Annotated in this window: 18 protein-coding genes; 9 read left to right on the top strand and 9 right to left on the bottom strand. The window is 71.9% G+C overall.

What is annotated here, in order from left to right; translation table 11 throughout:
- Positions 1-135 precede the first annotated feature (135 nt).
- The gene (locus ACILR4_RS18855; RefSeq protein WP_395702411.1) at positions 136-1,341 is read right to left on the bottom strand and encodes an acyl-CoA dehydrogenase family protein; all 1,206 of its coding nucleotides are present in this window, start codon (positions 1,339-1,341) and stop codon (positions 136-138) included.
- 29 nt (positions 1,342-1,370) lie between these two features.
- Positions 1,371-3,011 carry a 3-(methylthio)propionyl-CoA ligase gene (locus ACILR4_RS18850; RefSeq protein ID WP_395702410.1) on the bottom strand — a complete coding sequence of 547 codons (1,641 nt, stop codon included), beginning with the start codon at positions 3,009-3,011 and terminating at the stop codon, positions 1,371-1,373.
- Between the two features lie 162 nt (positions 3,012-3,173).
- On the opposite strand from ACILR4_RS18850, the gene ACILR4_RS18845 reads away from it, so the two are divergent.
- Positions 3,174-5,201: a response regulator gene (locus ACILR4_RS18845; protein ID WP_395702409.1), complete on the top strand. Its 2,028-nt coding sequence runs from the start codon at positions 3,174-3,176 to the stop codon at positions 5,199-5,201.
- 25 nt (positions 5,202-5,226) lie between these two features.
- On the opposite strand, the gene ACILR4_RS18840 is transcribed toward ACILR4_RS18845, so the two are convergent.
- Genes ACILR4_RS18840 through ACILR4_RS18830 form a run of 3 tightly spaced genes read right to left on the bottom strand, consistent with a single transcriptional unit; the run spans position 5,227 to position 8,053 of the window.
- Entirely contained in the window at positions 5,227-6,027 is an 801-nt protein-coding gene (locus tag ACILR4_RS18840) for an enoyl-CoA hydratase-related protein (RefSeq protein ID WP_395702408.1), read from the bottom strand.
- A 4-nt stretch (positions 6,028-6,031) separates the two neighbouring features.
- A complete protein-coding gene (locus tag ACILR4_RS18835) occupies positions 6,032-7,234 on the bottom strand; it encodes an acetyl-CoA C-acetyltransferase (protein ID WP_395702407.1) in 1,203 nt (400 codons plus the stop codon).
- A gap of 36 nt (positions 7,235-7,270) precedes the next feature.
- On the bottom strand, positions 7,271-8,053 hold the full coding sequence (locus tag ACILR4_RS18830; protein ID WP_395702406.1) for an SDR family NAD(P)-dependent oxidoreductase: 783 nt from the start codon (positions 8,051-8,053) through the stop codon (positions 7,271-7,273).
- A 144-nt stretch (positions 8,054-8,197) separates the two neighbouring features.
- Between ACILR4_RS18830 and ACILR4_RS18825 the strand changes: the two genes are divergently transcribed.
- The 3 genes from ACILR4_RS18825 to ACILR4_RS18815 all read left to right on the top strand — a co-directional run bounded on the left by ACILR4_RS18825 (position 8,198) and on the right by ACILR4_RS18815 (position 12,498).
- Positions 8,198-10,939, top strand: a complete 2,742-nt coding sequence (locus ACILR4_RS18825) for a LuxR C-terminal-related transcriptional regulator (RefSeq protein ID WP_395702405.1) — start codon at positions 8,198-8,200, stop codon at positions 10,937-10,939.
- Between the two features lie 222 nt (positions 10,940-11,161).
- Complete coding sequence (locus tag ACILR4_RS18820; protein WP_395702404.1) at positions 11,162-11,917, top strand: PEP-CTERM sorting domain-containing protein; 756 nt, start codon at positions 11,162-11,164, stop codon at positions 11,915-11,917.
- Between the two features lie 86 nt (positions 11,918-12,003).
- Positions 12,004-12,498 (top strand): hypothetical protein, encoded by a 495-nt coding sequence (locus tag ACILR4_RS18815; protein ID WP_395702403.1) that lies wholly within the window; start codon positions 12,004-12,006, stop codon positions 12,496-12,498.
- Between the two features lies 1 nt (position 12,499).
- Here the strand turns inward: ACILR4_RS18815 and ACILR4_RS18810 are convergent, their stop codons facing one another.
- Positions 12,500-13,369 (bottom strand): GyrI-like domain-containing protein, encoded by an 870-nt coding sequence (locus ACILR4_RS18810; RefSeq protein WP_395702402.1) that lies wholly within the window; start codon positions 13,367-13,369, stop codon positions 12,500-12,502.
- Positions 13,366-13,842, bottom strand: coding sequence for a GyrI-like domain-containing protein (locus ACILR4_RS18805; protein WP_395702401.1), 477 nt, complete (start codon positions 13,840-13,842; stop codon positions 13,366-13,368). Before ACILR4_RS18805 ends, ACILR4_RS18810 begins: the two co-directional genes overlap by 4 nt.
- A gap of 126 nt (positions 13,843-13,968) precedes the next feature.
- Here ACILR4_RS18805 and ACILR4_RS18800 point away from each other — a divergent pair, with 126 nt between their 5' ends.
- Genes ACILR4_RS18800 through ACILR4_RS18790 form a run of 3 tightly spaced genes read left to right on the top strand, consistent with a single transcriptional unit; the run spans position 13,969 to position 17,284 of the window.
- On the top strand, positions 13,969-15,471 hold the full coding sequence (locus ACILR4_RS18800; protein ID WP_395702400.1) for a flavin-containing monooxygenase: 1,503 nt from the start codon (positions 13,969-13,971) through the stop codon (positions 15,469-15,471).
- The gene (locus ACILR4_RS18795) at positions 15,468-16,298 is read left to right on the top strand and encodes an SDR family NAD(P)-dependent oxidoreductase (protein WP_395702399.1); all 831 of its coding nucleotides are present in this window, start codon (positions 15,468-15,470) and stop codon (positions 16,296-16,298) included. Before ACILR4_RS18800 ends, ACILR4_RS18795 begins: the two co-directional genes overlap by 4 nt.
- Before the next feature lie 32 nt (positions 16,299-16,330).
- Positions 16,331-17,284, top strand: a complete 954-nt coding sequence (locus ACILR4_RS18790) for a succinylglutamate desuccinylase/aspartoacylase family protein (protein ID WP_395702398.1) — start codon at positions 16,331-16,333, stop codon at positions 17,282-17,284.
- 36 nt (positions 17,285-17,320) lie between these two features.
- Here the strand turns inward: ACILR4_RS18790 and ACILR4_RS18785 are convergent, their stop codons facing one another.
- Positions 17,321-19,099 carry an amidohydrolase family protein gene (locus ACILR4_RS18785; protein WP_395702397.1) on the bottom strand — a complete coding sequence of 593 codons (1,779 nt, stop codon included), beginning with the start codon at positions 19,097-19,099 and terminating at the stop codon, positions 17,321-17,323.
- Positions 19,080-19,955 (bottom strand): bile acid:sodium symporter family protein, encoded by an 876-nt coding sequence (locus tag ACILR4_RS18780; RefSeq protein ID WP_395702396.1) that lies wholly within the window; start codon positions 19,953-19,955, stop codon positions 19,080-19,082. Before ACILR4_RS18780 ends, ACILR4_RS18785 begins: the two co-directional genes overlap by 20 nt.
- Before the next feature lie 212 nt (positions 19,956-20,167).
- Between ACILR4_RS18780 and ACILR4_RS18775 the strand changes: the two genes are divergently transcribed.
- Together ACILR4_RS18775 and ACILR4_RS18770 are read left to right on the top strand one after the other, a co-directional pair.
- On the top strand, positions 20,168-21,439 hold the full coding sequence (locus ACILR4_RS18775; RefSeq protein WP_395702395.1) for an efflux RND transporter periplasmic adaptor subunit: 1,272 nt from the start codon (positions 20,168-20,170) through the stop codon (positions 21,437-21,439).
- Positions 21,440-21,456: 17 nt separating this feature from the next.
- Positions 21,457-22,176 (top strand): ABC transporter ATP-binding protein, encoded by a 720-nt coding sequence (locus ACILR4_RS18770; RefSeq protein WP_395702394.1) that lies wholly within the window; start codon positions 21,457-21,459, stop codon positions 22,174-22,176.
- Positions 22,177-22,276: the final 100 nt, after the last annotated feature.

Raw genomic sequence — 22,276 nt, 5'->3', positions numbered from 1 at the left:
GCAAGGCGGCGCCGAGCAGGCCGAGCTCGCGCGCCAGGCCGCGCCACAGGCGCGCCGGGTCGGCGGCACGGCCTTCGGCCAGGAAGCGCGCGAGGCTGTCGCGCAGCTGCGCGTCGGTGTCGGCGTCCCACATGGCTATCTCAGCAGGTGAGCGGCCACGAGGTTGCGCTGGACCTCGTTGGTGCCGGCGTAGATCGACGCGGCGCGGTCGTTGAAGTAGGCCGAGAGCGCGAACACCGCGTCCTCGTCGACCGGCAGCGCGTGCGCTTCGGCCTGGTCCAGCGGCGTGCGCGCCAGCGCGTCGGTGCCGGCCACCTGCAGGTGCAGTTCGGTCAGCGCCTGCTTGAGCTCCGTGGCCAGCAGCTTGCCGATGGAAGGCGACACGCCCACCGGCGCGCCGGCCGCCTGCGCGCGCAGCGTGCGCAGCTCCAGCGCCTGCAGCGCTTCGATGCGCACCCGCAGCGCCGCCAGCTGCAGCCGCAGGTCGGCCCGCTCGGCCTGCGCCGCCAGCGGGCCGGCGAAGGCCTGGTCCAGCGCTTCGCGCACGCGGCGCCAGCGCGCGTGCAGCAGCGGCGCCCAGGCGCCGCCGCGCTCGTGCTGCAGCAGGTACTTGGCAATGGCCCAGCCCTGGTTCTCTTCGCCGATCAGCGCGTCGGCCGGCACGCGCACGTCGTCGAAGAACACCTGGTTCAGCTCGTGGTCGCCGGAGATGCTGGGAATCGGCCGCACGGTGATGCCGGGCAGCTTGAAATCGAAGCACAGGAAGCTGATGCCCTGCTGCGCCTTGCCCTCGCGGCTGGTGCGCACCAGGCAGAACATGCGGTTGGCATGGTGGGCATGGGTGGTCCAGATCTTGGTGCCGTTGAGGATGAAGTGATCGCCCTGATCGTCCGACCCCCGGACGGCCTTGCATTGCAACGAGGCCAGGTCCGAGCCCGCGCCGGGTTCGGAGTAGCCCTGGCACCAGTAGTCGTCGCCCGCACGGATGCCCGGCAGCCAGCGCTGCTGCTGCGCCGGCGTGCCGAAGGCGATGAGCACCGGCGCCACCATCTGCGGGCCCATCGGCGCGCGCGGCGGCGCGTCGGCGGCAGCCAGCTCGCTGGCGAACAGGTAGTGCTGCAGCGGGGTCCAGCCGGTGCCGCCATGTTCGACCGGCCAATGCGGCACGCTCCAGCCGCGCCGCGCCAGGATGCGGTGCCAGTCGTTGCCGGCCGGGTACTCGGTGAAGATGCCGGAACAGCGGCGGCCGGCGGCGCGCAATTCGGGCGTCAGCGCCTCGTCGAGGAAGCGGCGCACCTCGTCGCGGAAGGCCTCTTCCTCGGGTGTCAGCGCAATCAGCATGCGGCGACGATACGCCCAAAGTGAGCGGGTCAGACCTCTGGCAAACGATAGTCCCGGAACTGCTCGCGCAGCTTGGTCTTCAGCAGCTTGCCGGTGGCGGTGTGCGGCAGCTCGGGCACGAACACCACGTCGTCGGGCAGCCACCACTTGGCGACGCGGGCGCCCAGGTAGTCGAGCATCGCGTCGCGGCTCAAGCCCTGGCCAGGCCGCAGCACCACCAGCAGCAGCGGCCGTTCCTGCCACTTCGGATGCGCCACGCCGATGATCGCGGCCTCGGCCACCGCCGGATGGCCCATCGCGGCGTTCTCCAGGTCGATCGACGAGATCCATTCGCCGCCGGACTTGATCACGTCCTTCGCGCGGTCCACCAGCTGCAGGTAGCCGTCGCCGTCGATCGTGGCCACGTCGCCGGTGGGGAAATAGCCCTCGGCATCGAGCACCGAGCCGCCCTCGCCCTTGAAGTAGCCGCTGGCGATCCAGGGCCCGCGCACCAGCAGGTGGCCGAAGGCCTGGCCGTCCCAGGGCAGGGCCTTGCCGGCCTCGTCGACGATCTTCAGGTCCACGCCCCAGACGCCGCGGCCCTGCTTGAGCTTGACCTTCACCAGTTCGTCCGGCGCCAGCTGGTCGTGCTTGGGCAGCAGCTTGCTGATGACGCCGATCGGGCTGGTCTCGGTCATGCCCCAGCCCTGCGTGACCTCGACGCCGAACTGGTTCTCGAAGCGCTCGAGCATCGCGCGCGAGACCGCCGCGCCGCCGATGCCCACGCACTTCATGCCCAGCTCGCGCGGGTTCAGCTGCGGGTTCGCGTCCAGGTACTGGAACAGCATCATCCACACCGTCGGCACGCCCTGCGAGAAGGTGACGCGCTCGTCGCGCATCAGCGCGTAGACGCTGGCGCCGTCCAGGTGCGGGCCGGGCAGCACCAGCTTGGCGCCGATCATCGCGGCCGCATACGGCGTGCCCCAGGCATTGGCGTGGAACATCGGCACCACCAGCAGCACGGTCTCGCGCGAGCTCAGGCCGAAGGTGTCCGGCGCCAGCTCCATCAGCGTGTGCAGCATCGTCGAGCGGTGCGAGTACAGCACGCCCTTGGGGTTGCCGGTGGTGCCCGAGGTGTAGCACAGCGACGAGGCGGTGCGCTCGTCGAACTCGGGCCAGCTGTAGTCGTCGCCCTGCGCGGTGAGCAGCTCGTCCATGCACAGCAGCGGCGCGGGCAGCGTGATCGCCGGCATGTGCGCGCGGTCGGTCATCGCGACGAAGGCCTTCACGCTCTTGAGCTTGGGCGCGAGCTTCTCGACCAGCGGCGCGAAGGTGGTGTCGAAGAACAGCAGCTGGTCTTCGGCATGGTTGACGATGTAGTCGATCTGCTCCGGGAACAGCCGCGGGTTCACCGTGTGCAGCACCGCGCCCGAGCCCGACACGCCGTAGTACAGCGCCAGGTGGCGGTAGCCGTTCCAGGCCAGCGTGCCGACACGCTCGCCCTGGCCGATGCCCAGCGACTTCAGCGCGTTGGCCACGCGCTTGGCGTCGCTGCGCAGGCTGCCCCAGGTGCCGCGATGCACCGTGCCCTCGGGCAGGCGCGAGACGATCTCGGTGTGCGGGTGGAAGGTGGCGGCATGCTCGATCAGCGACGAGATCAGCAGCGGCCGGTCCTGCATCAGTCCGAACATGGCGGGGTGTCTCCGGGTGGGGTGTGGGCGCGGTCCATCGTAGGCGGCCGGACCCGGGCGCTGCATCGTCGCTTCCGACGAATCCGGAGGGCGCGACGGGATACTGCCTGGGGTGGTAGAGTGGTTTGCACTCCCCGGCAAGCCTCACTCCCGCGGCCCGTCATGACCACCGCTGACCCCAGCCACCGGCTGCAGCAGCTGGAACGCGCACTGGCCGGCTCGCGCGACGGCCACTGGGAACGCGACCTGCTGAGCGGTGGCATCTGGTACTCGGAGAGCTTCTTCGAGCTGCTGGGCCTGAAACCCGACGACCTGCCGAACGTGCGCGGCGCCGCCACGGCCCGGGTGCACCTGGATGACCGCCGCCGCTTCCGCGAGGCCTACGACGATGCCATCCGCACGCTGGGCCGATTCGACTACGAGGTGCGCTACCTGCATGGCGATGGCAGCTGGCGCTGGATACGCGGCCGCGGCCGGGTCTGGCCGGGCCCGGATGGGCAGGCCCGCTTCATCACCGGCACGGTGTCCGACGTGCATGCCGAGAAGACCGCGCTGCTGGCGCTGGAGCAGCAGCGCCAGCAGCTCGAGGCCCTGGTGGCCGAGCGCACCGCCGGCCTGCAGGCCGCGCTGGCGCTGGCCGAGCAGCGGCAGCGCGAAGCCGAGATGGCCAATGCCGCGAAGTCGATCTTCCTGGCGCAGATGAGCCACGAGATCCGCACGCCACTGAACGGCGTGCTCGGGCTCACCGAGCTGGCGCTGCGCCAGGCCGAAGCGCCCTCGCAGCGGCGCTACCTGGAAACCTCGCAGCAATCGGGCCAGGCCCTGCTGCGGGTGATCAACGACGTGCTCGATTTCTCCCGCATCGAGGCCGGCGGCGTCGAGCTGCAGCCGCGCCCCTTCGACATGCCGCAGCTGCTGGCCGATGCGCTGCGCGGCGTGATGCCGCTGGTCACCGGCCGGCCGCTGGCGCTGCTGTACGACTGGCGCGGCGCGCACGAGCGCATGGTCGGCGACGGCCGCCTGGTGCAGCAGATCCTCAACAACCTGCTGGGCAACGCGATCAAGTTCACCGAGCAGGGCCACATCAGCGTCTGCGGCGAATCGCGCCTGGCGCCCGATGGCCGGCTGCAGGTGAGCGTGCGCATCGAGGACACCGGCCCCGGCATTGCGCCGGCGCAGCGCGAGCGGGTGTTCGAGGCCTTCGTGCAGGGCGACGAGCGCCTGTCGCGCGCGCACGGCGGCACCGGCCTGGGCCTGGCCATCGCGCGCCGGCTGGCGCGCGCGATGGGCGGCGAGCTGGCGCTGGACCCGCAGTACGAGAACGGCACCGCGATGCTGCTGACGCTCACTTTGCGCGCCAGCCTCGATCCCCCCGCACCGGCCGGCCTGCCCGGCGCGGGCTGCCACGTCTGGCTGGTCTACCCCAACGCCCTGGCCGCAGCCTGGACCGAGGCCCGCTTCGAGCGCCTGGGCGGCAGTGCCGAGACCGTGACGACGCTGGCCGCCGCGATCGAGGCCGCGCAGGCGCTGGCACGCGGCGAGCCCACGCCGCGGCGGGCGCCGCAGCTGGTGCTGGTGGCCGAGCAGGCACTGGGCCCCGAGTCCCGCCTGCAGCCGCTGCACGACGCGCTGCCGCAGGCCGCGCTGCACCTGGTGATCCGGCCCGACTGGTACCAGCCGGCGATCGAGGCCGAGTCACGCCTGCTGGGCATCGGCCACGAGCTGGTGCCGTTCACGCCGGCCACGCTGCGCGCGCTGGTGGCCGGGGCCGGCCAGCCCGTGCACCCGCAGGCACCGGCCCCGCTGCTGCGCCGCGACGCCGACGTGCTGCTGGTCGAAGACAACCCGGTGAACCAGCTGGTCGGCTCCGAGTTCCTGCGCGCGCTGGGCCTGCGCGTACGCATCGCCAACGAAGGCACCGAGGCGCTGCAGGCCTGCCAGGCCCAGCCGCCCGACCTGGTGCTGATGGACCTGCAGATGCCCGGCATGGACGGCCTGGAAGCCACGCGCCGCCTGCGCGCGATGCAGCAGCAGGCGCTGTGGCCCGGCGCCCCGATCGTCGCGCTGACCGCCCATGCGGGTGACGCCGACCGGCGGGCCTGTGCCGCGGTCGGCATGGACGCGGTGCTGACCAAGCCGCTGACGCTGGACACCCTCCAGCGCGAACTGGCGCGCTGGCTGGCCGCTTGAGCCTCTTCCCCCCGGCGCGCGGCGATCAGTCGAAGCGCGGCTCGCGCTTGGCCAGGAAGGCCTGCACGCCTTCGATGAAGCTGGGCTTGTCCAGCAGCTCGCGCTGGCGTTCGGCCTCGTAGGCCAGCTGCTGCGGCAAGGTGTTGATCGCCGCGGCGTCGTACGCGCGCCGCGCCTCCACCGCCGCGTGCGAGGGCAGCTTCGCCAGGCGATGGGCCAGCGCCAGCGCCTCGCTGCGCAGCGCCACGTCGTCGACCGCGGCCCAGGCCACGCCCCACTGCACCGCCTGCTCGGCCGCCAAGCGATCGCCCAGCAGCGACAGGCCCAGCGCGCGGCCGCGCCCGGCCAGGCGCTCGATGAACCAGGTCGTGCCCAGGTCCGGCACGATGCCCAGCTTGGGCAGGAAAGGCAGGTAGAAGTAGGCCGACTTCGCCGCCAGCACCACGTCCGCCGCCAGGGCGATGCCGACGCCCGCGCCGGCGCAGGCGCCGTTGACCGCGCTGAGCACCGGTACCGGCAGCTCGCGCAGGTCCAGGATCACGCGGTTGGACAGCGCATGCATCTGCTCGGCCACGCGCGGGCCCAGGCTGCGCGTGTCGCCGGGCGCGGGCTGGCCCAGCGACGACAGGTCCGCGCCGACGCAGAACGCGCGCCCCTCGCCGGTGAGCAGCAGCGCGCGCACGCTGCGGTCCTCGCGCACCTGCGCGCACACGCCGCGCAGTGCCTGCTGGAACTCGACGCTCAGCGGGTTGAGCCGCTCGGCACGGTCGAAGATCGCCAGCGCCACCGCGCCGTCGCGTTCATAACGGATGACTGGCGCGGCCATCGGGTCAGAGCCTCTCGACGATCGTCACGTTGGCCATGCCGCCGCCTTCGCACATGGTCTGCAGGCCGTAGCGGCCGCCGCGCTGCTGCAGCGCGTTCAGCAGCGTGGTCATCAGCTTGGTGCCCGAGGCGCCGAGCGGGTGGCCCAGCGAGATGGCGCCGCCGTTCACGTTCAGCCGGTCGATGCTGCCGCCGGTCACCTGGGCCCACGCCAGCGGCACCGGCGCGAAGGCCTCGTTCACCTCGTACAGGTCGATGTCCTCGATCTTCATGCCGGCCTTCTTCAGCGCGCGCTGCGTGGCCTCGATCGGCGCGTCGAGCATGATCACCGGGTCGCCGCCGATCACGCTGAGGTGGTGGATGCGCGCCAGCGGCTTGAGGCCCAGCGCCTTCAGCCCGCGCTCGTTGACCACCATCACGCCCGAGGCGCCGTCGCAGATCTGGCTGGCGTTGGCCGCGGTGATCGCGCCGCCTTCCTGCAGCAGCTTCACGCCGGCGATCGATTCGTAGGTGGCCTCGAAGCGGATGCCTTCGTCGGCGGTGTGCTGCTCGGCCGGGCCGTCCACGTCGACCCAGCCGTTGGCGCTGGCCTCGGCGCGGCGCACCGCCACCGGCACGATCTCGGCGGCGAAGCGACCCTCGCGCGTGGCGGCGATCGCGCGCTGGTGGCTCTGCAGCGAATAGCGGTCGAGCTGCTCGCGGTTCAGGCCGTACTTCCTGACCATCATCTCCGCGCCCATGAACTGGCTGAACTCGACGCCGGGGAAGCGCGCGCGCGTCTCCGGGCTCATGTAGAAGCCCAGGCCCGCCTTGCGCGCCAGGATCGCCGGCGTGCCCATCGGCACGCGTGTCATGCTCTCGACCCCGCCGGCGATCACGCAGTCCTGCGTGCCCGACATCACCGCCTGCGCCGCGAACTGCAGCGCCTGCTGCGACGAGCCGCACTGCCGGTCCAGCGAGGTGCCGGGCACCGACTGCGGCAGCTTCGAGGCCAGCACCGCATTGCGCGCGATGTTGTTCGACTGCTCGCCGGCCTGCATCACGCAGCCGAGGATCACGTCGTCGACCGCGGCCGGGTCGACCCCGCTGCGCTCGACCAGCGCGTTCAGCACCTGCGCGGCCAGGTCCACCGGATGCCAGCCCGAGAGCCGGCCGCCGCGGCGGCCCCCGGCGGTGCGTGCGGCGGCGACGATGAAGGCTTCAGCCATGGTCTTGCTCCTTGTTCGAAAGTCGAGGGCCCGTGCTCAGCGTGGGGCCATGCGGATGGCGCCGTCGAGACGGACCGATTCGCCGTTGAAGTAGCCGTTGGTGATCATCGTCTCGGCCAGGTGCGCGTATTCGTCGGGGTCGCCCAGGCGCTTGGGGAACGGCACCGAGGCGGCCAGCGCGGCCTTGACGTTCTCGGGCGCGCCACGCAGCAGCGGCGTGTCGAAGATGCCCGGCAGGATGGTATTGACGCGGATGCCCTCGCCCATCAGGTCGCGCGCGATCGGCAGCGTCATGCCGACGATGCCGGCCTTCGAGGCCGAGTACGAGGCCTGGCCGATCTGGCCGTCCTCGGCCGCCACCGACGCGGTGTTGACGATGGCGCCGCGCTCGCCGCCCTCCAGCGGCGGCAGGCTCAGCATGCCGGCGGCCGATTTCGCGATGCAGCGGAAGGTGCCGACCAGGTTGATCTGGATGATGCGGTCGAAGTTGGCGGTGGGAAAGGCCTTGATCTCGCCGCTGGTCTTGTCGCGGCTGGCGGTCTTCACCGCATTGCCGGTGCCGGCGCAGTTGACCAGGATGCGCTCCTGCCCGTGGGCCGCGCGCGCCTTCGCGAAGGCCGCGTCCACCTGCTCTTCGGAGGTGACGTCGACCTTGCAGAACACGCCGCCGAGCTCCTTGGCCAGCCCTTCGCCGGCCTCGGCGTTCAGGTCGAACAAGGCCACTTTCACGCCGCGGCTGGCCAGGCGGCGCGCGGTGGCGGCGCCCAGTCCGGAGGCGCCGCCGGTGATCACGGCGGAAATGGAGGCATCGAGCTTCATCGGCAGCAGTCCTGTCGGGGGAGGCCACGTGGGTCCGGAGCGCACACTCTAGACCTGCGGCCCGCGCGCGAAAATCGTCGAAAGCGACGGTTCACCGTGGGCCGCCGGCCGGCATGCTGCGCCGGCGCTGCCCGCAGCTTCTCCATGTCCGCCCTGCCCCCACCCGCCACCGCCCTGCCCTCGTCCAAGCTGCAGCCGCCGGCCCACCGCCCGGCGCAGGTGCCGCGCAGCGCGGTGGCCGAGCGCCTGCTGGCCGCCGCCAGCGTGAAGCTGGTGCTGGTGCGCGCACCGGCCGGCTTCGGCAAGACCACCGCGATGCTGCAGGCGCGCGAGCAGCTCGAAGCCGCCGGCACCACCACCGCCTGGCTGACGCTGGACCGCGCCGACAACGACGTGCCGCGCTTCCTGGCCGGCCTGGCCGCCGCCGCGCGCCAGCTCGGACTGGAGCCGCGCGCCACCGCGCGGGCACCGCTGGACGTGGTGGACGCGCTGGCACGCGACGAGGCGCCGTTCGCGCTGTTCCTCGACGACGCCGAGGCGCTGCAGTCCCCCGCCGTGCTGGGCCTGCTGCGCGAGCTGATCGAGCACCTGCCGCGGCGCGGACAGCTGGTGATCGGCTCGCGCAGCCTGCCCGACCTGGGCCTGGGCCGGCTGCGCGCGCGCGGCCAGCTGCTGGAGATCGACGCCGAGCTGCTGCGCTTCTCGCTGGCCGAGACCACCGAGTTCTTCCGGCTGCGCGGCGGCCCGGCACTGCCGGCGCAGGCGCTGCGCCAGCTGCACCGCAAGACCGAGGGCTGGATCACGGCCCTCTGGCTGGTGGGCATGGCCTTGGACCGGCGCGGCGCCGTGGCCGACTTTGTGCAGCGCTTCTCCGGCACCGAGCGCGCCGTGGCCGACTACCTGGCCGAGGACGTGCTGGCACAGCAGCCGCCGGACATCCGCGACTTCCTGCTGCGCACCGGCATCCTGCGCCAGCTCGATGCCGGCGTGTGCCAGGCGCTGCTGCCACGGCTGGACTGCGCCGCCATCCTGCAGCGGCTGGAAGCCGCGAACCTGTTTGTCACGCCGGTGGGTGGCGAGTCGGCCGATGGCGGGCCCAGCTACCGTTACCACAGCCTCTTTGCCGAGTTCCTGCGCGGGCAGCTGGCGCGCGAGCATCCGCATGACGTGGCGCGGCTGCACCTGGCGGCCTCGGGCTGGTACGAAGCCCAGGGCCGGCCGGTGCCGGCGATCGACCATGCCATCGAAGGCGGCGACCATCCGCATGCGCTGCACCTGCTGGGCCAGCATGCCGAGACCTTCCTCGAACAGGGCCGCATGCGCCTGCTCGACCGCTGGTTCGCCGCGCTGCCGGCCGAACCGCTGCGCGCCTGGCCGCGGCTGCAGGTGGTGGCGGTGTGGGCGCGCTGCCTGACGCACGGCCCCTGGGAGGCGATGCAGCTGCTCGAAGCCTCCGGCTGCCTGGCCAGCGAGGACCCGGCGGTGCAGGCCCATGTCAACGCGCAGCGGCCGATGCTGCTGGCGATGATGGACCGCCACGAAGAGGCCTGCGCCGCCGGCCGCGACAGCCTGGCGCGCCTGCCCACCTGCCGACCCTTCGCCGACGGCGCGCTGTGCAACGCGATGGCGCATGCGTTCTCGGTGATGGGCGAGCAGCACGAGGCGCAGCGCCTGCTCGACGCGGCGCGCCGCGCCCAGGCGGCGGGTCCCCCCGGCAGCAGCTTCAACCGCATGTACACCGAGTCGCTCGAAGGCGTGCTCGACCTGAAGGAAGGCCGGTTGCGCCAGGCCACCGCGCGCCTGCGCATCGCGGTGAGCGCCACGCCGCATGCGGCCTCGCCCTATGCCTACACCTACAGCAACGGCAATGCCTGGGCCGGCGTGCTGTACGCCGGCGTGGTGTACGAGGCCAACGAGCTGGCCGCGGCCGAGCACCTGCTGAACGTCTACCTGCCGCTGGCGCGCGACGTGGGCCTGCCCGACCACATGATCGCCAGCCACCGCATGCGCACGCGCATCGCGTTCGAGCGCGGCGATGTCGACGCCGGCTTCGAGCTGCTGACCGAGCTGGAATACCTGGGCCACCAGCGCCAGCTGCCGCGCGTGGTGGCCAGCGCCAAGCTCGAGCGCGCGCGCCTGCTGCTGCTGCAGGGCCACGCCGCCGCGGCACGCCAGGAACTCGACCGCGCCGACGACCCGGCCGTGTGGCAGCGCCCGCGCGTCGAGTACCTGCAGGCCCATGGCGTGGACGACCTGCTGATCGGGCGGCTGCGCTGGGACATCCATTTCGGCGATGCCCGCGCGGCGGCCGCGCGCGCCGAACAGGCCCTGGCCGATGCGCTGGCCGACCACCGCCACCACCGCGCGCTGAAGCTGCGGGCGCTGCTCGCGCTGGCCCAGCACCGCAGCGGCAACCCGGCGGCCGCCGCCGCGGTGATGCAGGCCTTGCTGCAGCACGCCAGCCGCGAAGGCTTCGTGCGGCTGATCCTGGACGAAGGTCCGGCGCTGGCGCCGCTGCTGCAGCGCGCACGCGCCGCAGCCCAGGACCCGCGCCGGCCCGACGACCCGATCCAGGCCGAGTTCGTGCAACGCCTGCTCGAGCTGTACGGCAGCGCCGCGCTCGGCGCCGAACCGGAGGCCGCCGAAGCCGCGGCCGCGGCCGCACCAACGCCCGCCGCCGGCCCGGCCGCCGAGCCGCTCACGCACAAGGAGCTGCGGGTGCTGCAGCTGCTGGCCGAGGGCTATTCCAACAGCGCGATGGCCGAGAAGCTCTTCGTCTCGGACAGCACCGTGCGCACGCACTTGCGCAACATCAACCTGAAGCTCGGCGCGCACAGCCGCACGCAGGCGGTGGCGCTGGCGAGGAAGCTGCGCGTGATTGCCTGATGCCGCGCACGCTGCGCGTCGTCGCCTGCCCCTTACGGGCCGACCCCGTGTCGGGCCGCTTGACGCCGCAGCCCCGCCGCGTCGGGGCAGCGTGAGCCAAGTGCTTGATTCCGTGGACGATTTGACGGCTTTTTGACAGACGGCCCGGACATTGCTTTGCCTGCCGGTCGCGTGCACGGCCCTCGGCCGCGCGACGCCAACCCACCCCACGGAGGAAGACACATGCACGGTATCCCACGACATATCCGATCGTTCGCGGCAGCGCTGGGGCTGTGCGTCACGCTGGGCGCGGCCCATGGCGCACTGCTGGTCGACCGGGGCCTACCGATCGACAACTTGAACAACGCCGCCGGCGCCGACCGGTCGAACGTGGCCTGGGCCTTCTCGGCCTACACGTCCAACGACTACTGGATGGTCGGCGATACCTTCACGAACACCAGCGCGCAGGACTGGGTGATCACCTCGATCCGCCTGTGGACCGTGGGCACCACCGATTCGGCCGTGCTGCGCGGCGGCCTGGCGGGCGACGCCATCGGCGTCATTTCCGACACGACCTACGGCGACCCGTTCAACAGCATCTACCAGGGCAGTTCGGGCTCGATGATCGCGATGCACCAGGTCGACTTCGCGGTCAACATCGTGCTGAACGCGGGCCAGACCTTCGAGTTCTTCCTGGACGGCAGCGGCTCGGCCGGATCGGGCCAGGGCACCTCGATCCCGTTCGTGCACGCCTCGAACGCGGCGCGCAGCGGCTCGCCGCAGCAGGGGGCAGACGACAAGATGCTATACGCCAATGTCCTCGGCGGCGTGGTCGACACCGGCAGCGTCGGCGAATGGACCTCGCTGGGCGATGGCTGGGACAAGGCGTCCGACGTCAACGTGCAGGTGTTCGGCAACGCCGTGCCGGAGCCCGCGAGCCTGGCCCTGGTCGGCATCGCCCTGATGGGCGCGGGCTGGAGCCGTCGCCGCCGCAGCTGAGGCCGCACCCGGGGATGGCGGCTTGCGTTGACCGGCCGGCGATCGGCGCCCTCAAGCTCCGGCGCCGATCGCCGAAACAACAGGGCATGTCCTCGCCACTTCCCGTCACCATCAGCTTCCTGGACGACCATCGCGGTACGCGGCAGCACCGCTTCATGGAGTCGGCCGATCTCAACGCCGCTTTCCGTGAATTGTTCAAGGCCTTGCGCCAGAGCATCCGCCGCGGCATCACCGATGAAGGCCAGGTCTACGCGATCGAGGTCGACACCTGCATCCCTGGCGCGCTGCTGGCCATCGAGTGGGTGTCGCTGGCTTCGCGCGGCATCGTCGAGCCGGCGCTGCTGGCGCACCCGCGGCGCCGCCGCACATTGTTCGACGAGCTGCTGGCCGAGCAGCGGCCGGAGGCGATGTTCGCCTACGTCTGCGAGAACCTGCAGCACGGCCAGCCTGTGCTGAGCCTGGAGATCGTCTCCGCCGACGGCTGGTATGCCGCCGACTACCCGATCCGCGCCAGCGAGCGCTACCGGCGCGAGCTGGTGCGCGTGCCGCACCACCGCGTGAACCCGATCACGACGGCCTGACTCAAGATGCCGGCGCCGCAGCCAGCGGCAGGAAGATGTCGGTCAGCAGGTCCGCCGGCGCCGTGTGGCGCGGGTGGTTGAGGTATTCCTCGAACACCGGCAGGTCCGCGGCCTCGCAGCCGGACGCCACCAGCCAGTGGCCGTACAGCCACTGGTAGGCCGCTCGCATCGTGGCATAGGGGCCGCGGTGGCGCAGCACCGCGCAGCGCTGGCCGCCGAGCGTGAAGCACTGCAGCGGCGGGGCCGGCGCGGCATGGCCCGGCGCCAGCGACAGGCCGGCGCGCGAGGCCAGCTGCGCTTCCGGCACCGCGAACGGATCGTCCAGGTACACCGCCAGCCAGCGCGCATCGGGCCGCAGCAGGCCTTGCGCGGCCAGCGCGCCCTGCGCGGCTTCGAAGGCCTTGCCGATCAGCATGTACGAACCGCGGTGGTTCACGCCGGCCATGGCAATGGCCGGCACCTCGCGCACCGTCACCTCGTAGCCGGCCGCGGCGACGGCGGCTGCACCGGCCTGGAACGCCACATGGCTGCCGCGCGCGCGGTAGTCCAGCGGCGTCATGCCGTAGGCCTGGCGAAACGCGCGCGCGAAGGACTGCGGGCTCGGGTAGCCGCAGCGCCGGGCGATCTGCGCCACCGGCAGCGGGGTGGTGGCCAGGTAGCCCGAGCCGCGGTGCAGCCGCAGCCGGCGCAAGGTGGCCGCGATCGTCTCGCCCTGCAGCGCGTGGTACACGCGGTGCCAGTGGAAGGCCGACAGGTGCGCCACCTCCGCCAAGCGCGCCAGGTTCAGGTCCTCGGCCAGGTGGTCGTGCAGGTAGGCGGTGACCCGCGCCATGCGCTGGTGGTAGTCCACCCAGCCGTGCGCGCGGTTCATGCTGCCGGCGTCACCGGCCGCGCTTCAGGCGCCAGGCCGATGCTGATCTCGATGCGGCCGTCCGGCCCGTAGCGCTCGTACTCGGCGATGAAGGTCTTGGCCAGGTCGCCACGCTGCCAGATGCGCTGCCAGGCTTCGCCGACCCGGTCGAAGCGTCCGCGCTCGACCTCGAACACCGCGCGCCGCGAGGCCGGCACCACCGCACGCGCCAGCCCGGCCGGCAGCGCCGTGTCGGGTGCCACCGCGGCGCCGATGACCAGCGAGTACACGCCCTGGTTGTCGACGCCGGCATGCGCGAAGTGCGTGTAGACCGCGTAGACCTCGTCGCTCAGGCGGCCGGCCACCTGCGCCGGCCCGCCCTGCTGGCTGAAGCGCTGCCAGAACGCGGGAATGGTGCGAAAGGCCTCTTCGTTCGAGGTGCGCAGTTCGATGCCGATCACATGCAGGGCCTGGGGTTGGTGCTCGATTCTCATCGTGTCGCTCGCGCGGGGGTGGGACAGGCCTGCGATGGTGGCGAAACCGGCTGCACATGGCTTGCGGACTTGCGTCCCGCGGCGGCGGCCTATAGTCGGCCGCACCTTGTTGTCCGGCCGCCCGCCATGAACGACGCTCCCGCTGTTGTTGCATCGCCCCCCGAAGCCCCGCTGGACGTGCTGATCGTCGGCGCCGGCCTGTCCGGCATCGGCGCGGCCTGGCAGCTGCAGCGTCGCTGCCCGGGCAAGCGCTACGCCATCGTCGAGGCACGGCAGGCGATCGGCGGCACCTGGGACCTGTTCCGCTACCCCGGCATCCGCTCCGATTCGGACATGCACACGATGGGCTACGCCTTCAAGCCCTGGCAGGACGCGAAGGCGATTGCCGACGGCCCGTCGATCCTGCGCTACATCCGCGAGACGGCCGACGAAGCCGGCATCACGCCGCACATCCGCTTCGGCCACAAGCTCGTCGGCGCCGACTGGTCCAGCGCCGAGGCCTGCTGGACCGTGCGGCTCGAGCACCAGGGCCAGCCGCTCACGCTGCGCACGCGCTTCCTGTACCTGTGCAGCGGCTACTACAGCTACCGCGAGGGCTACCGCCCCCGCTTCGAAGGCGAGGCGGATTTCAAGGGCCCCGTGGTGCACCCGCAGTTCTGGCCCGAAGACCTCGACTACGCCGGCAGGCGCGTGGTCGTGATCGGCAGCGGCGCCACCGCGGTGACCTTGGTGCCGACGATGGCGGCCACGGCCGCGCAGGTCACGATGCTGCAGCGCTCGCCCACCTACATCGTCACCCGCCCGGCCGAGGACGCGCTGGCCGCACGCCTGCAACGCTGGCTGCCGGCCAAGCTGGCCTACGGGATCACGCGCTGGAAGAACGTGCTGCGCGGCGCCTTCTACTTCCAGGTGGCGCGGCGCTACCCCGAGCAGTTCAAGCAGCGGCTGATCGAGTTCGCCCGCCTGCAGCTGAAGCCCGGCTACGACGTGCAGACGCACTTCACGCCGCGCTACAAGCCCTGGGACCAGCGCATGTGCCTGGTGCCCGACGGGGACCTGTTCCGCGCGCTGCGCGAAGGGCGGGCCGAGATCGTCACCGACACCATCGACCGCTTCACGCCCGGCGGCATCCGCCTGGCGTCGGGCCGCGAACTGCCGGCGGACGTCATCGTCACCGCCACCGGGCTGAAGCTGGTGCCGCTGGGCGAGGCCACGCTCACGGTGGACGGCCGTCCGGTCGTGCCCGCCGAGGTGATGACCTACAAGGGCATGATGCTCGGCGACGTGCCGAACCTGGTGCAGACCTTCGGCTACACCAATGCCTCGTGGACGCTGAAGGCCGACCTGACGGCCGAGTACGTGTGCCGGCTGCTGAACCACATGGACCGCCATGGCGCCGCGGTGGCGGTGCCGCGGCGCGACCCGGCGGTGCAGGCCGAGCCCTTCCTCAGCTTCAGCTCCGGCTACGTGCAGCGCGCCCTGGCGCAGCTGCCCAAGCAGGGCTCGCGGCCGCCTTGGCGGCTCTACCAGAACTACTTCCTCGACATGCTGACCATCCGCTTCGGCCGCATCGCCGATGGCGTGCTGCAGTTCCGCAAGGCCGGCGAAGCAGGAGCGGCCCGCGCATGAAGCTGCACGACCGCACCGCCCTGGTCACCGGTGCCGGCAGCGGCATCGGCCGCGCCATCGCCCACTCGCTGGCGCAGCGCGGCTGCCACCTGGCATTGGCCGACGTCAACGCCGCCGGCCTGGCCGACACCGTGGCGCAGCTGCAGCCCACGGCAAGCGCGCGCGGCCTGCGCCTCAGCCGGCACGCCCTCGACGTGGCCGACCGCGCGGCAGTGGCGGCGCTACCCGATGAAGTGCTCGGCCACCATCCCGGCCTGCAGCTGCTGGTCAACAATGCCGGCGTGGCGGTGGGCGGGACCTTCGAGCAGGTCACCGAGGCCGATTTCGACTGGCTGTTCGAGATCAACTTCCATGCCGTGGTGCGCCTGACGCGCGCCTGCCTGCCGCTGCTGCAACGCGCCGACCAGGCCCGCATCGTCAACCTCTCCAGCGTCTACGGCCTGATCTCGCCGCCGGGGCAGACCGCCTACTCGGCCAGCAAGTTCGCGGTGCGGGGCTTCTCGAATGCGTTGCGCCACGAGCTGGCGGGCTCGACGGTCGGCGTCACGGTCGTGCACCCGGGCGGCGTCGCGACGCAGATCGCGCGCAGCGCACGCAAGCCGGCCGCGGTGCCGGCGGCCGAGATCGAGCAGCGCATCGCCGAGGCCGAGAAGAAGCTGCGCATGCCGCCGGCACGCGCCGGCGAGATCATCGTGCGCGGCATGGAGCGCGACAAGGCCCGCGTGCTGGTCGGCGGCGACGCGGTGGTCATCGCCTGGCTCGAACGCCTGGCCCCGGTGAGCTACTGGCGCTGGCTGGGCCCGCTGGTGATGAAAACCACCCGTTGATGGTGGCGCAAGCCCGGGCGTAAAGTTGCCGGATGCGTCCGCTCCAAGCCATCCACTACGCCACGCCGAACCCAGGCCCGAAGCTGATCGTCACCGGCGCGGTGCATGGCAACGAGACCTGCGGCACCCGGGCCATCGAGCGCGTGCTGGCCGAGATCGACAACGGCCAGCTCGTGCTGGCCCGCGGCGAAGTCAGCTTCGTGCCGGTGTGCAACCCCAAGGCCTACGAACTGAAGCGCCGCCAGGGCGACCGCAACCTCAACCGCAAGCTCAGCCCCACGACCGAGATCCGCGAATACGAAGACCATGTGGCCAACTGGCTGTGCCCGCTGCTCGCGCGCCACGAGGTGCTGCTGGACCTGCACTCGTTCCACACCGGCGGCGAACCCTTCGCGATGGTCGGGCCCGAGAACAACGACGGCCCGCTGGAGCCCTTCCGCCATGCCGAGCGCGAAGCCGCGCTGGTGCTGCGCCTGGGCGTGAGGCGCATCGTCGACGGCTGGCTGTCCACCTATGCCGGCGGCGTGGCGCGGCGGCGCCAGCGCGCCGAACTCACCGGCCAGCACGGGCTGGAGACCGACCCCGACTTCGGCGTCGGCACCACCGAGTACATGCGCCGCGTCGGCGGCTGGGGCTTCACGCTCGAATGCGGCCAGCACGAAGACCCGGCCGCACCCGAGGTGGCCTACACCGCGATCCTGAACACGCTGGCGCACCTGAAGATCATCGACGCGCCCGATCCCGCGCCGGTGGCCGCGCCGCAGGCCCTGAGCCTGTACAAGGTGGTCGACAAGATCGATGCGGACGACCACTTTGCGCGTCATTGGCAAAGCTTCGATGCCGTGCCCGCCGGCACGCTGATCGGCACCCGCGCCGACGGCACGCCGGTGCATGCCGACGAAGACAGCGCCATCGTGTTCCCGAACCCGGCGGCCGGCGCCGGCCAGGAGTGGTTCTACCTGGCGCGGGGCAACAAGCGGTTCTGAGGCGGTTCCGAGCCGGCGCCGCGCGGCGCGGGGCTTTCAGCCGCCGCGCCCCAGCCGCACCAGGCGGCCCGGCCGCTCGTCCGTCAGGCCCTGCTCGTTGCGCACGCAGCGACCCGCCACCCAGGTGCCCAGGTAGCCTTCGCCGCGCTGCAGGAAGCGGCGGCCGCCGGCCGGCAGGTCGCGCACCAGCTGCGGCGTGCCAACGCCCAAGCGCTGCGGGTCGATCAGGTTCAGGTCGGCGCGCTGGCCCGGCGCGATGGTGCCGCGGTCGGCCAGGCCGAGATAACGCGCATTGCGCGCGGCCAGCATTTCCACCGCACGCTCCAGCGGCAGCCGGTCCTTCTCGCGCCGCTGCACCCAGTGCGTCAGCAGGAAGCTCGGGAAGCTGGCGTCGCAGATGGTGCCCACGTGGGCGCCGGCGTCGCTCAGGCCCGCCAGCGCGCGCGGGTGGCGCAGCATCTGGCCCACCACGTCGAGCGAGCCCTCGTTGTAGTTGAAGATAGGGAAGTAGATCAGCTGCCGGCCGTCGCCCTCGGCCAGGTGGTCGTACAGCGCGGCCAGCGCGCTGCAGCCGCGCTGCCTGGCGCGCACCAGGAAACTCTGCATCACGGTGGGCTCGTAGTCCGGCGCCGGGTTCTGCGCGTCGCCCAGCGGGAACATGCGCCCGGCGATCAGCTCGATGCGGGCGAGCAGGATGTCCACCAGCGGCGGGATCGGCGTGCCGTCGCCGGCCATGCGCTCGGAGGGCTCGGCCAGCACGCGCGCGCGGCGTGCGGGGTCGCGCATCGCCGCGGCGCGCTCGGGCAGCGGCAGGTGCGCGATCTCCTTGAACGACGGGAAGCCGGCGAAGGGGTGGAAGCTGGCATCGAGCCCGAGGATCACGCCGATGCCGCGCGCGGCCGCCTGCAGGTACAGCGGCAGGCCGGCAGCCACCGCGGCGTCGACGCGCTCGCGCATCGCCAGCCACTGCGCGCCGCCGGGGTCGCGCTGCAGCCAGGTCATCGACAGCGGCCGGCCCGCAGCCCGCGCCAGCTGCTCGACCAGCGCCCATTCGGCGTCGAAGCGGTCCGGCCCGCGCAGCACGTCGAAGTCGCTGACCAGCTGCACCACGCCGTGGTCCAGGCCCGCGAACGCACCGGCAATGCCGCACAGCTCGGCCGCGTCGGCCTCGGCCGCCGGCGTCTCCTTGCCTTCGGCGGTGCGGTGGTTGTCGCTGCGGCCGGTGCTGAAGCCGGCGGCACCGGCCTGCAGCGCCTCGCGCAGCAGCGTGCGCATCGCGGCGATGTCCTCCGCGCCGGCCACGCGTTGGCTGAACGCGCGTTCGCCCATCACCGCCATGCGCAGCGGGTCGTGCGGCACCTGCAGCAGGAAGTCCAGGCTGTGCGGCATCGCATCGAGCGCGTCCATGTACTCGGGAAAGCTCTGCCAGCCCCAGCGGATGCCCTCGGCCAGCGCGCTGCCGGGAATGTCCTCCACGCCTTCCATCAGCTTGATCAGCTCGGCCTCGCGACCTTTCACGACCGGCGCGAAACCGACGCCGCAGTTGCCCATCACCACGGTCGTCGTGCCATGCCAGATGCTGGGCGAGAAGGTCTCGTCCCAGGTGGCCTGGCCGTCGTAGTGGGTGTGGATGTCGACGAAGCCCGGCGTCAGCCAGGCGCCGTGCGCGGCGATGCGCTGGCGCGCCGGTGCGGTGATGCGCGCGTCGCGCGACACCTCGGCAATGCGGCCGTCGCGCACCGCCACGTCCGCCGTGTACGGCGCGGCGCCCGTGCCATCGACGACGGTGGCGCCTTCAAGCAGCCAGTCGAACATCCTTCCACCTCCACCACTGCGCCAGCGTCAGGCCCGACACGATGTGCCAGATGCCCCACAGGCTGGCGATGATCACCATGCCGAGGTCGGCATGGAACTGCACCGCGATGATGCCCAGCGCCAGCCCCGAGTTCTGCATGCCGCCTTCGATGACGATGGCGCGCCGGTCGCGCTCGGTCACGCGGAACGCGGTGGCGCACAGCCAGCCCAGCAGCAGCCCGCCGGCGTTGTGCAGCACCACGATCAGCAGCTGCGGCAGGATCTGCGCGTTCAGCAGCGCGCGCTGGCTGACCAGCCCGCCGACGATGAAGGCCAGCAGCGCCAGCAGGCTGAAGTTGCCCAGCGGCACGCGGATGCGCGCGGTGAAGCGCGGCGCGTGGTGGCCCAGCAGCAGGCCGGCGGCCATCGGCAGCGCCAGCAGCGCCAGCAGGCTCCACCAGATGTCCGAGGCGTCGAGCTGCAGCGCGCGCATCCAGGCCGCGGTGGCCGGGTTGGTGGCCATCATCCACGCGAAGTTGAACGGCGTGAGGAACAGCGCCATCACCGCCGCCACCGCCGAGATGCTGACCGACAGCGCGGTGTTGCCGCGCCCGCGGTGCGTCACCACGTTGCTGAGCGAGCCGCCCGGGCAGGCCGCCACCAGGATCATCGCGGCCTCGGTGTTGGCCGGCAGGTCGAGTACCAGGGTCGCCAGCCAGGTGCCCACCGGCAGCAGCACGAACTGCGGGATCAGTCCGCACACCACCGCGCGCGGCAGCTTCGCGACGCGGGTGAAGTCGTCGACCTTGAGCTCCAGCGCGACCGAGAACACCAGGGTCGCGAGCACCAGGCTCAGGATCAGCTGCTGCGTCGTCATCGCCGGGAGTCTCGCAGCGGGCCCGCCGCTTGCGGCTCGGGGCTTTCCCACGCCACGCCGCCTGCGATCCTGACCGTCCGGACAAGTTGTCCGGCTGTCCGAAGAACTGTCCGCGGACACTCGTGGCGCACTGCCCGATCGCGCCAAGTGCTTGATGCACAAGGACTTTCTTTCCAGACGAAGGCTGGCCCGCGGCTTGCACAAGCCAGCCCATGATCCGCGACACCTCTGCCCAGGACACCGTGCTGGCCCCCACGCCGCCGTGGCGCCGCACCGGCTGGCGTTGGCTGGCGCTGGCCCTCCTCTTCGCGCTGCTGGCCTGGGGCGCGCCGAGGATGTGGTCGGCGCTGGCCGTCGGCCAATCGATCAGCCTCGGCCGCCTGGCCGTGGCCACGGTCGAAGTCGGACCGCTGACGCGCGACATCACCGGCGAAGGCAAGGTGGTGGCCGCCGTCAGCCCGACGCTCTATGCCGGCAATGCCGGCAGCGTGAGCCTGCTGGTGCAGGCGGGCGACGCGGTGCAGCGCGGCCAGGTGCTGGCGCGCATCGACAGCCCCGAGCTGAAGGCGCGGCTGGCGCAGGAGCGCTCGAATGCCGACGCGCTGGAAAGCGAGGCGCTGCGCGCCGAGGCCGATGCACGGCAGCAGCGCGCGCAGGCGCAGAGCCAGCTCGAGATCGCGACCATCAGCTACAAGACCGCGCAGAACGACCTGCAGCGCCAGACCCAGGCCTTCGAGGCCGGCGCCACCGCCGGCATGCAGGTCGACCAGGCGCGCGACGCGGTGGCGCGCGCCCAGGTGGCGCTGGACCAGGCAAAGGCGCTGCTGAGCCTGAAGGACGATGCCACCCGCTTCGAGCTGCGTGCCAAGCGCCAGGCGGTGGAGCGCCAGCGCCTGCAGGTGGCCGACATCGAGCGCCAGGCCGAGGAACTGGCGGTGCGCTCGCCGGTGCAGGGCCAGGTCGGCCAGCTGTTCGTCAACGACCGCATGACCGTGGCCAAGGACGCCAAGCTGGCCACGGTGGTCGACCTGTCGCAGCTGGAAGTGCAGATGCAGGTGGCCGAGAGCTTCGCGCGCGAGCTGCAGCCGGGCATGGCCGGCGAGATCAGCGGCAACGGGCAGCGCTGGGCCGGCAAGCTGAGCTCGGTGTCGCCCGAGGTCGTCAACGGCGAGGTGTCGGCCCGGCTGCGCTTCGACGGCCCCACGCCGCCGCAGCTGCGCCAGAACCAGCGCCTGTCGGTGCGCGTGCTGCTGGACCACCGCGAGCAGGTGCTCACCGTGGCGCGCGGCAGTTTCGTCGACGACGGCGGCGGCCGCGTGGCCTACGTGCTGCAGGACGGCGAGGCGCGCCGCCGCGCGATCCGCCTGGGCGCGCAGAGCCTGGCCAAGGTCGAGGTGCTCGAAGGCCTGAAGCCGGGCGAGCGCGTCGTGATCTCCGGCACCGAGAACTTCCGTGGCGCCGAGCGCGTCATGGTCGGACCCTAACTTTCCAAGGACGCGTCATGCTGAAGATGCAATCGTTGTGCAAGGTGTACCGCACCGAGATGGTCGAGACCTATGCGCTGCGCAACTTCGACCTCGAAGTGCGCGAAGGCGAATTCGTCGCCGTCACCGGCCCGTCGGGCTCGGGCAAGACCACCTTCCTGACCATCGCCGGGCTGCTGGAGGCCTTCACCTCGGGCCGCTACGAGCTGGATGGCGTGGACGTCAGCGCGATGGGCGACGACCAGCGTTCGCGCATCCGCAACCAGAAGGTCGGCTTCATCTTCCAGGCCTTCAACCTGATCCCGGACCTGAACGTGATCGACAACATCGAGGTGCCGCTGCGCTACCGCGGCCTGGCCACGGCCGAGCGCAAGCGGCGCGCCGCCGACGCGCTGGCCCGCGTGGGCCTGGCCGCCCGCGCGAAGCACTACCCGAACGAGCTCTCCGGCGGCCAGCAGCAGCGCGTGGCCATCGCCCGCGCGCTGGCCGGCAGCCCGCGCCTGCTGCTGGCCGACGAGCCCACCGGCAACCTCGACAGCCAGATGGCGCGCAGCGTGATGGACCTGCTCGAAGGCCTGCACCGCGAAGGCACGACCATCGTGATGGTCACCCACGACCCGCAGCTCGCCGCCCGCGCGCAGCGCAACGTGCACGTCATCGACGGCCAGGTGGTCGACATCGCCGCCGAGCTGCACCTCGACCCGGCGCTGCTGCGCCCTGCGAGGGTGGCATCGTGAGCCTGGCGGGGAGCCCGTTGTGATGAGACCGCATCGGCTCGTCCACCGGCCTGTGCGGCTTGTGCCCGCCATCGGCTCGATGCGGTCGTTCGCATGCTGC

Origin of the sequence: Aquabacterium sp., from assembly GCF_044226965.1 — a bacterium.
In the GTDB taxonomy this organism is placed as follows: Bacteria; Pseudomonadota; Gammaproteobacteria; order Burkholderiales; family Burkholderiaceae_C; genus Pseudaquabacterium.
This window is presented reverse-complemented; position numbering and strand designations above follow the sequence as displayed.

What these genes read in the sequence shown, in the direction of transcription:
- ACILR4_RS18855 (WP_395702411.1), bottom strand. Translation starts at nt 1,341, where the DNA reads ATGCTGATTGCGCTGACACCCGAGGAAGAGGCCTTCCGCGACGAGGTG.
- ACILR4_RS18800 (WP_395702400.1), top strand. Translation starts at nt 13,969, where the DNA reads ATGAACGACGCTCCCGCTGTTGTTGCATCGCCCCCCGAAGCCCCGCTG.
- ACILR4_RS18825 (WP_395702405.1), top strand. Translation starts at nt 8,198, where the DNA reads ATGTCCGCCCTGCCCCCACCCGCCACCGCCCTGCCCTCGTCCAAGCTG.
- ACILR4_RS18805 (WP_395702401.1), bottom strand. Translation starts at nt 13,842, where the DNA reads ATGAGAATCGAGCACCAACCCCAGGCCCTGCATGTGATCGGCATCGAA.
- ACILR4_RS18770 (WP_395702394.1), top strand. Translation starts at nt 21,457, where the DNA reads ATGCTGAAGATGCAATCGTTGTGCAAGGTGTACCGCACCGAGATGGTC.
- ACILR4_RS18775 (WP_395702395.1), top strand. Translation starts at nt 20,168, where the DNA reads ATGATCCGCGACACCTCTGCCCAGGACACCGTGCTGGCCCCCACGCCG.
- ACILR4_RS18790 (WP_395702398.1), top strand. Translation starts at nt 16,331, where the DNA reads ATGCGTCCGCTCCAAGCCATCCACTACGCCACGCCGAACCCAGGCCCG.
- ACILR4_RS18785 (WP_395702397.1), bottom strand. Translation starts at nt 19,099, where the DNA reads ATGTTCGACTGGCTGCTTGAAGGCGCCACCGTCGTCGATGGCACGGGC.
- ACILR4_RS18815 (WP_395702403.1), top strand. Translation starts at nt 12,004, where the DNA reads ATGTCCTCGCCACTTCCCGTCACCATCAGCTTCCTGGACGACCATCGC.
- ACILR4_RS18820 (WP_395702404.1), top strand. Translation starts at nt 11,162, where the DNA reads ATGCACGGTATCCCACGACATATCCGATCGTTCGCGGCAGCGCTGGGG.
- ACILR4_RS18840 (WP_395702408.1), bottom strand. Translation starts at nt 6,027, where the DNA reads ATGGCCGCGCCAGTCATCCGTTATGAACGCGACGGCGCGGTGGCGCTG.
- ACILR4_RS18795 (WP_395702399.1), top strand. Translation starts at nt 15,468, where the DNA reads ATGAAGCTGCACGACCGCACCGCCCTGGTCACCGGTGCCGGCAGCGGC.
- ACILR4_RS18780 (WP_395702396.1), bottom strand. Translation starts at nt 19,955, where the DNA reads ATGACGACGCAGCAGCTGATCCTGAGCCTGGTGCTCGCGACCCTGGTG.
- ACILR4_RS18810 (WP_395702402.1), bottom strand. Translation starts at nt 13,369, where the DNA reads ATGAACCGCGCGCACGGCTGGGTGGACTACCACCAGCGCATGGCGCGG.
- ACILR4_RS18830 (WP_395702406.1), bottom strand. Translation starts at nt 8,053, where the DNA reads ATGAAGCTCGATGCCTCCATTTCCGCCGTGATCACCGGCGGCGCCTCC.
- ACILR4_RS18850 (WP_395702410.1), bottom strand. Translation starts at nt 3,011, where the DNA reads ATGTTCGGACTGATGCAGGACCGGCCGCTGCTGATCTCGTCGCTGATC.
- ACILR4_RS18845 (WP_395702409.1), top strand. Translation starts at nt 3,174, where the DNA reads ATGACCACCGCTGACCCCAGCCACCGGCTGCAGCAGCTGGAACGCGCA.
- ACILR4_RS18835 (WP_395702407.1), bottom strand. Translation starts at nt 7,234, where the DNA reads ATGGCTGAAGCCTTCATCGTCGCCGCCGCACGCACCGCCGGGGGCCGC.